We start from the raw sequence: 6438 nt of genomic DNA on the forward strand, positions 1-6438 counted from the left end.
ATTGTGGAGCACGTGGGGATGCCCCGGCTGGAGGACTTCTGCTGGATCGCGACCCAGGAGACCAACGTATACGGCGGACTCGCGGTGGTCATGCACTTCATGTACTCGAAGCCGCGCTACTTCGCCCAGGTCATGGGCGAACTTCTCTACTGGATCGGCGAGGACAAGATCCAGTTCTCCTCCGACTACGCGATCTGGACGCCCAAGTGGCTCATCGAGAGTTTCGTCGACTGGCAGTTCCCCGAGGACATGGGGTACGCACCCATCACCACGGAGCAGAAGAAGAAGATCCTCGGGCTCAACGCCGCCAAGATGTACGACCTCCCGGTGCCGGCCGGGCTGCAGCTGGCAGGCGCGTGATGACCGTCGCGTCAGCCGTCCTGACCGAGGCCGACGTACGACGGCAGCTGGACGAGCCGATCACCGATCTGGGGTTCGTGCACTCGGTGTCGGTCGACGACGCCCGGATCGAGGTGCACCTGCGCCTGCCCACGGCCTTCTGTTCGCCCACCTTCGCCTACCTGATGGCCTCCGACGCCAAGGACATCCTGGTCGCAGTCGCCGGGGACCGGCAGGTGGTCGTGCAGCTCGACGAGCACCACGACTCCGGCCTCATCAACCGCGGCCTGGCCGCCGACGCCGGGTACCGAGGGACGTTCGGCCATGAGTCCGACGACTCGCTCGACGAGCTACGCACCACGTTCCGCCGCAAGGCGCACACGGCCGCGGTGGAGCGGTGCCTCGCTGCCTACCTGCGAGCCCACCCCGAGCTCCCCGAGTCGGATATGGGGGAGATCCGGCTCGGGGACCTGCCGGACGACAACCTCACGGTCGCACTGGTACGTCGACGCGCCTCGCTCGGGCTCGGCAGCGACCCGCGGGACGTCGTCCTGGTCGACCACGACGGGCGCCGCTACGGCCCCGAACAGGTTCCCCTGGCGCTCCGGTTCGCCCGCACGACGCGGATCTCGATCGAGGGCAACACCCATATGTGCCTCGGCCTGCTGCGGAGCCGGACCTGCGCCGGGGGGTGACCGCCGCGGTCAGCGGAGAGCGGGCTTTGCGCACCGCTCTCCGCCCGTGGTGGCGCTGGCTGACCGGGTGAGGATGATCCCGAAACCGCCCGGCCTACCGGCGAGGTCCTACCCGCGAGAGCCGCCCGGGGCCGGGCGGACGGCGCGTTCGGCGATCCGGATCAGCGCCCGCCGCGGCAGCAGCCGCCCACCCCGGGCCAGCAGCGCGTTGCGCCGGGTGATCTCGGCGGCGTTCGCGCGCAACCGGTCCTCACCGCGCGCGACGAGCACGAGGTCGGCGCCCCGGGCGGCGAACTCGCGGGCGAAGACGGCGCCGATGCCCGTCGACGCACCGGTGATCAGTGCGGTCTGCCCGCGGAAATCCACTGCCTCTCCCTACCACAGTTCTCCCTAGCGGCAGGGTGGCCCGGCCACGGGGAGGCGCGGCTTGCCCTGGCAGGTGAGTTATCCGCCTGTGAGTTATCCGACGGATCGCGGGTTGGCTGCGACGGCGGGGCGTCGAGGGAACAGGATCTGGACCGATGGCTCGACGACCGGGAACACCGCACCCCCGACCTGCCTGACCTGCGCCGCGACCACCTCACCGGCGGGGGCGGGCACGGCGGGGACGGACCCCGAGCTCGATCATCGGGAACGTCCGAACTGTCCGGGGCAGACCAGGAGCAGACTCTGATCAATCTGTCAAACCGCTGTACACCGCCCCCATCTTGCGCGGTAGCTTGCGACTGGTCACAGTGTTTGCCGGATCAGCTACGCACTGGGGTGAACCGTGCGGGTTCATCAGCATCATCGGCGTACGGCCGGCCGTGCCGACCGGCGGCGGCCCCAGCCACGGGACGACGCAACGAAGCATGGTCCCCGCCCGGTCGGACATCCGTCGCCGGGCTGTGACCGGTGCGCCACGAGGCGCCGGTGCGGAACGTGAGGGGATGGTCATGAACGGCGTGGAACTGTCGCCCACCCGGGCCTCGGACCGGCTCGGTCTGGCGTCCGCCGGACGGGCCGCGGCGGTACTCTCCCGGGAGATCACGTTCGCCGATCCCGATCCGGTGACGCTCACCGAACTCGACGACCGGCTGCACCGGTACGCCACGACCCTGTTCTCCGCCCCGCACACGACGCTGGTGGGCCCGGTCATCGCCGACTGGCGGCGGGTCCAGGCCGCCCTGGGACGGCGGCTGTCCCCGACGGTGCACGCCGAACTGACCCGGGTCGCCGGCTACCTGTCGTTCTCCCTCGGGATGCTGGCCGTCGACACCGGCGACGACACCTCGGCGCGGCGGTTCGCGACCCTCACCGAGCAGTTCGCCGCCCAGCTCGACGACCGGCTGCTTACCGGCACCGCGCACAGCCTGGACGCGGCGATCGCCTTCGTCACCGGACGCTACGCCGCGGCCAAGGCGGCCGCCGTCGACCATCCCTACCTGCACGGCTGGGCGGCGGCGGTGCAGGTCACCGCCGCCGCGGCCACCGGCGACGAGGCAGCCCTCGACGCCGCCCTGAACCGGCTGCGCCACCGGCCGACCGTGCTCGGCCTGCGCCATCCCGGCTGGCCCCCCTTCGACGAGGTCCGGGAGGCCTGCGTCGTCGCCGACGCGATGGCCCGCCTCGGGATGCCCGGGGCGCGGTCCGCCGCCTACACCGCGATCGACCTGACCACCCCGGCGACCCTCGACCGCGGCTGGGCGCTGGCGTCGCTCGCCGCCACCACGCTGCGCCGCGATCCCGCGGTGGCCCAAGCCGCTCTCCTCGAGGTGGAGGACATCCTCGACAAGCGCCCGTCGCGGGTGCTCGCCCTGAGGATGAACGAGATTCTGATGCTCACCTCGGCGCACGCCGAGCGCGCCTCGCGGCGGGCCGGCGCCGCCTGAGCCGAGCCCGGGGGAGCAGGTCACCGGGCCGGGCGGCCGGCCGCGGCGCGCAGCCGCGCACCGCGGCGCACGAGCAGCCGTTCGGCCAGCGCGTCGGCGCGTTCGATGTCCTCGAGGGTGGCCCGTGTGCGCCGCTCGACCTCCAGGATCGCCGCCAGTAGCTCGGCGGACAGCCGGGTGCGGGCGGCGACCCGGGCGACGCTGGGCGGCAGCGCGGGCGCGCTGCCCGGCACGGCGGGCCGGGCGGTGGTGGTCGGACGAGAAGTCAGATGCGCCAGAGCCATACTCCAGTGATATCGCGGCCGGTACGCACCGCAACATCTTGACTTCTCGGCGAATCCGGAATCAGCATTGCCCCACAGGGCATCCACAGGGCCGCGGCAGGTTACCCACCGGCTTGTCGACAGGTTTATCCACATAACGATCTTTGTGTGGTGAATGTCACATTCCTGAAGGTCGGGGAGGCCGGTCGCGGTTCCGGTATTCCGGTCCATTCACGTAACCGGATGATCCTGTTACAGTGTGCACCGACAAGATCGGGGGTCACATGACAGGGTGGGAAGATCCGCACCGGCAGCCGCAGCAGCCCGGGCCGGCCGGATACGAGCCGTACGGACAGCCGCCGCCTCACGGCCAGGCCGGCGGGCCGGGTCCGACGCCGTATCCGATCGGCCCGCCGCAACCCTTCCCGGGTCCCGGCCCGGGCCAGGGCTACCCGCCGGTACCGCCGAAGTCGGTCGCGGTCGCGCTGCTGCTGACCTTCCTGTGGCTGGGCGTGGGCCACATCTACGCCGGCAGGACCACCACGGGTGTCGTGCTTCTGATCGCCGACCTGTTCCTGTGGATGTTCTCCTTCTTCATCATCACACTGATCATCACCGTTCCGGTGTGGTTCATCGTGTGGGTGATCGCCATGGTCAGCTCCGCCTCGGCGGTCCAGGAGTACAACACCCGGCTCGGCTACCCGCGCGGCTGACCACCGCCGCGGGCGAGCAGGACGTCCACCAACCGGCGGGCGTCGGCGAGATCGACCGGGTCGGCGACGAACAGGATGCGGTACATCATCGGCGCCATGACTCCCTCGACGATCTCACCAACCCCGGGGGTGGGTTCACCGCGACGCGCGGCCCGTTCGACGATGATCCCGATCTGCTCGCGGATGTACAGGTCACAGCGGCACGCCGGCCGGTCGTCGCCGCAGGAAGCGACCAGGTCGCACAGGAACGCCCGGCCCGCGGGGGAGGACATCTCCTCCAGGTACTGCTCGCAGTAGGCGGCCAGATCGCCGCGCAGCGACCCGGCGTCCACCGGCGGGGTCTCCGGGCGCAGCCGCTCGGCGGCGACGTCGGCGAGCAGCTCGGTCAGATCCCCCCAGCGCCGGTAGACGGTGGAGGCGGTCACCCCCGCCCGGGCGGCGACCAGCGGCACCGTGATCTCGTGCCGACCCCGCTCGGCCTGCAGCGCGCGCACCGCGGCATGCACGGACTGCTGGACCCGCGCGCTACGCCCCCCGGGCCGCGGACCCTCGGACGGACTCACGCATCCAGCCTAACGCACATCCTTTGCGTTAACGCCGGGCCGAGGGTACCGTCTGGCGCTAACGCAAAATCTTAGCTTTAGCTGTCCGGTGAAGGGAAACCCGATGTCCTCCCAACCCATCGCCACCGGCCTTCCCGCCGGCCAGACCGGCCAGACCGGCGCCGCCGGTTACGGGACCCCGTCCTCGGCCACCGCCCCGGTACCGGCGGTGGCCCTGCCGCGGCAGGCCGCGGCCCGCGACGCCCCGTCCGACCCGGGCGCGGCGCCCCACCGGGGCAGGCTGTCCCCGCGCGCCGGATTCCTCCTGCAGACGTCGATGATCGGCTCGTTCCTCGCCGCGTCCTCGGCCCCCACCCCCCTCTACCCGGTTTACCAGGCCCGCTGGGGGTTCTCCCCGATCACCGTGACCGTCGTGTTCGCCGTGTTCGCCGTGTTCGCCCTGGCCGTCCTCGCCGCGCTGCTCACCGTCGGAGCCCTCTCCGACCACATCGGGCGCCGTCCGGTGCTGCTCGCCGCCGCACTGGCGGTGTTCGCCACCGCCGGCGGGGTGGGGGAACTGACCGTCGGCCGCGTTCTGCAGGGCCTGGCGACCGGCGCCGCCAGTGGCGCCCTCGGCGCCGGCCTGCTCGACCTCGACCGGGCCCGCGGCACCCTGGCCAACGGAGTCGGCCCGTTCACCGGCCTGGCCCTGGGCGCCCTCGGGTCCAGTCTGCTCGTGGCCTACCTGCCCGCTCCCACCCGTCTGGTCTACCTGGTGCTGTGCGCGATCGTGCTCGCCCAGGCGGTCGGGGTCGCGGCGATGCCCGAGACCACACCGCGCATCCCCGGAGCGCTCGCGTCGCTGCGCCCGACCATCGGCGTACCCGCCGCCGCCCGCCGCGACCTGCTGATCGCCGCGCCCTGCCTGGTCGCATCCTGGGCCCTGAGCGGGTTCTACCTCTCCCTCGGCCCGAGCCTGGCCCGGCTCGTCGTCGACTCCCGCTGGGTCGTGCTGGGAGGTCTCGCGGTCTTCGCCCTCACCGTGACCGCGGCCCTGACGGTGCTGCTCGTGCGCGGCACCGCTGCCCGTACCGTGATGTTCCTCGGCGCCCTGGGCCTGCTCGTCGGCGTCGGTGTCACCCTGCTCGGCGCGGACCTTCCCTCCACCCCGACGTTCTTCGCCGGCACCACGCTGGCCGGTATCGGTCTCGGCGCCGGTTTCCAGGGCGGCCTGCGCGTCCTGATCCCCCTGGTCGCCCCGCACGAACGCGCCGGCCTGCTCTCGACCGTCTACGTGCTGTGCTACCTCGCCTTCGGCGTCCCCGCGGTCGTCGCCGGCTACCTGGTCACCCACCACGGGCTGCTGCCCACCGCCCGCGGGTACGGCCTGGTCGTCATGGCCCTCGCCGCGCTGGCGCTTCTCGGCCTGCTCACCCGCGCCCGGCGCCCGGCGCCTGACGATCCGGCGGATCAGCCGCCGGTCTTCGGCCAGCGTCCCGACTGCTGGGGCTACGCCAGCAGCGTGAAGTGCGGGATGCGGCATGCAGGAGGCATGGGCGCGGCCCGAGGTTGCTGGTCCGGGTGAGCTGTTTGCGGTGGAGGGCAGGACCGCTGTGGTCACCGGTGGTGCCGGGGGGAGCGGGGGAGCGGGCCGGTGCGTGCCGGTGATCGGCGATCTGTCGACGGAGCGGGGTGTCGATGTTGGAGTGACTGGGGCGCGTTGGCCGAGGTCGAGCTCAGGGCCGATCGGTGGCGGTGGTTGTCCCTGACCGGTCGGGGATGAAGATCTCCTCGATGGCCAGGCTGAAGATGTCGGCGAGGGTGAATGCCAGGAGAAGACTGGGGTCGTACCGTTCGGTCTCGATTGCGTTGATGGTCTGCCGGGACACCCGGCATCGGTCGGCCAGGTAGGCCTGGCTCCACCGGCGTTCCGCCCGCAGCACGCGCAGCCGGTTCTTCATCGGCGTAGACGGGTGCGCAGGTCTGCGATCAGCAGCCACATCGCCACGCCGCCG

At 71.8% G+C, this 6438-nt stretch carries 9 protein-coding genes; 5 read left to right on the plus strand and 4 right to left on the minus strand.

Annotation, left to right across the window (positions count from 1 at the left end; genetic code table 11):
* Together AC08ON_RS11935 and AC08ON_RS11940 are read left to right on the plus strand one after the other, a co-directional pair.
* Window positions 1–360: amidohydrolase family protein (locus AC08ON_RS11935; protein ID WP_476616968.1), on the plus strand; the 360-nt coding region annotated here is incomplete at its 5' end.
* Window positions 360–1034, plus strand: a complete 675-nt coding sequence (locus AC08ON_RS11940; RefSeq protein WP_476608046.1) for an iron-sulfur cluster assembly protein — start codon at window positions 360–362, stop codon at window positions 1032–1034. The genes AC08ON_RS11935 and AC08ON_RS11940, both read left to right, overlap by 1 nt.
* Before the next feature lie 108 nt (window positions 1035–1142).
* Here AC08ON_RS11940 and AC08ON_RS11945 read toward each other — a convergent pair whose 3' ends face one another.
* Window positions 1143–1400 carry an SDR family NAD(P)-dependent oxidoreductase gene (locus tag AC08ON_RS11945; protein WP_476608047.1) on the minus strand — a complete coding sequence of 86 codons (258 nt, stop codon included), beginning with the start codon at window positions 1398–1400 and terminating at the stop codon, window positions 1143–1145.
* Between the two features lie 569 nt (window positions 1401–1969).
* Between AC08ON_RS11945 and AC08ON_RS11950 the strand changes: the two genes are divergently transcribed.
* Window positions 1970–2905, plus strand: coding sequence for a hypothetical protein (locus tag AC08ON_RS11950; protein ID WP_476608048.1), 936 nt, complete (start codon window positions 1970–1972; stop codon window positions 2903–2905).
* Between the two features lie 20 nt (window positions 2906–2925).
* On the opposite strand, the gene AC08ON_RS11955 is transcribed toward AC08ON_RS11950, so the two are convergent.
* Entirely contained in the window at window positions 2926–3189 is a 264-nt protein-coding gene (locus AC08ON_RS11955; protein ID WP_476608049.1) for a hypothetical protein, read from the minus strand.
* Window positions 3190–3452: 263 nt separating this feature from the next.
* On the opposite strand from AC08ON_RS11955, the gene AC08ON_RS11960 reads away from it, so the two are divergent.
* Window positions 3453–3881, plus strand: a complete 429-nt coding sequence (locus tag AC08ON_RS11960) for a TM2 domain-containing protein (RefSeq protein ID WP_476608050.1) — start codon at window positions 3453–3455, stop codon at window positions 3879–3881.
* On the opposite strand, the gene AC08ON_RS11965 is transcribed toward AC08ON_RS11960, so the two are convergent.
* Complete coding sequence (locus AC08ON_RS11965) at window positions 3866–4444, minus strand: TetR/AcrR family transcriptional regulator (RefSeq protein ID WP_476608051.1); 579 nt, start codon at window positions 4442–4444, stop codon at window positions 3866–3868. The genes AC08ON_RS11960 and AC08ON_RS11965 overlap by 16 nt on opposite strands.
* A gap of 103 nt (window positions 4445–4547) precedes the next feature.
* Between AC08ON_RS11965 and AC08ON_RS11970 the strand changes: the two genes are divergently transcribed.
* On the plus strand, window positions 4548–6008 hold the full coding sequence (locus AC08ON_RS11970; protein WP_476616969.1) for an MFS transporter: 1461 nt from the start codon (window positions 4548–4550) through the stop codon (window positions 6006–6008).
* A gap of 151 nt (window positions 6009–6159) precedes the next feature.
* Here AC08ON_RS11970 and AC08ON_RS11975 read toward each other — a convergent pair.
* On the minus strand, window positions 6160–6438 hold a 279-nt coding region (locus tag AC08ON_RS11975; protein ID WP_476616970.1), incomplete at its 5' end, for a helix-turn-helix transcriptional regulator.

Source organism: Frankia sp. CoWAU3, from assembly GCF_977971855.1.

Excerpts from the sequence above, each read along its gene's own strand:
- AC08ON_RS11940 (WP_476608046.1), top strand. The coding sequence starts at position 360 with ATGACCGTCGCGTCAGCCGTCCTGACCGAGGCCGACGTACGACGGCAG.
- AC08ON_RS11950 (WP_476608048.1), top strand. The coding sequence starts at position 1,970 with ATGAACGGCGTGGAACTGTCGCCCACCCGGGCCTCGGACCGGCTCGGT.
- AC08ON_RS11955 (WP_476608049.1), bottom strand. The coding sequence starts at position 3,189 with ATGGCTCTGGCGCATCTGACTTCTCGTCCGACCACCACCGCCCGGCCC.
- AC08ON_RS11960 (WP_476608050.1), top strand. The coding sequence starts at position 3,453 with ATGACAGGGTGGGAAGATCCGCACCGGCAGCCGCAGCAGCCCGGGCCG.
- AC08ON_RS11970 (WP_476616969.1), top strand. The coding sequence starts at position 4,548 with ATGTCCTCCCAACCCATCGCCACCGGCCTTCCCGCCGGCCAGACCGGC.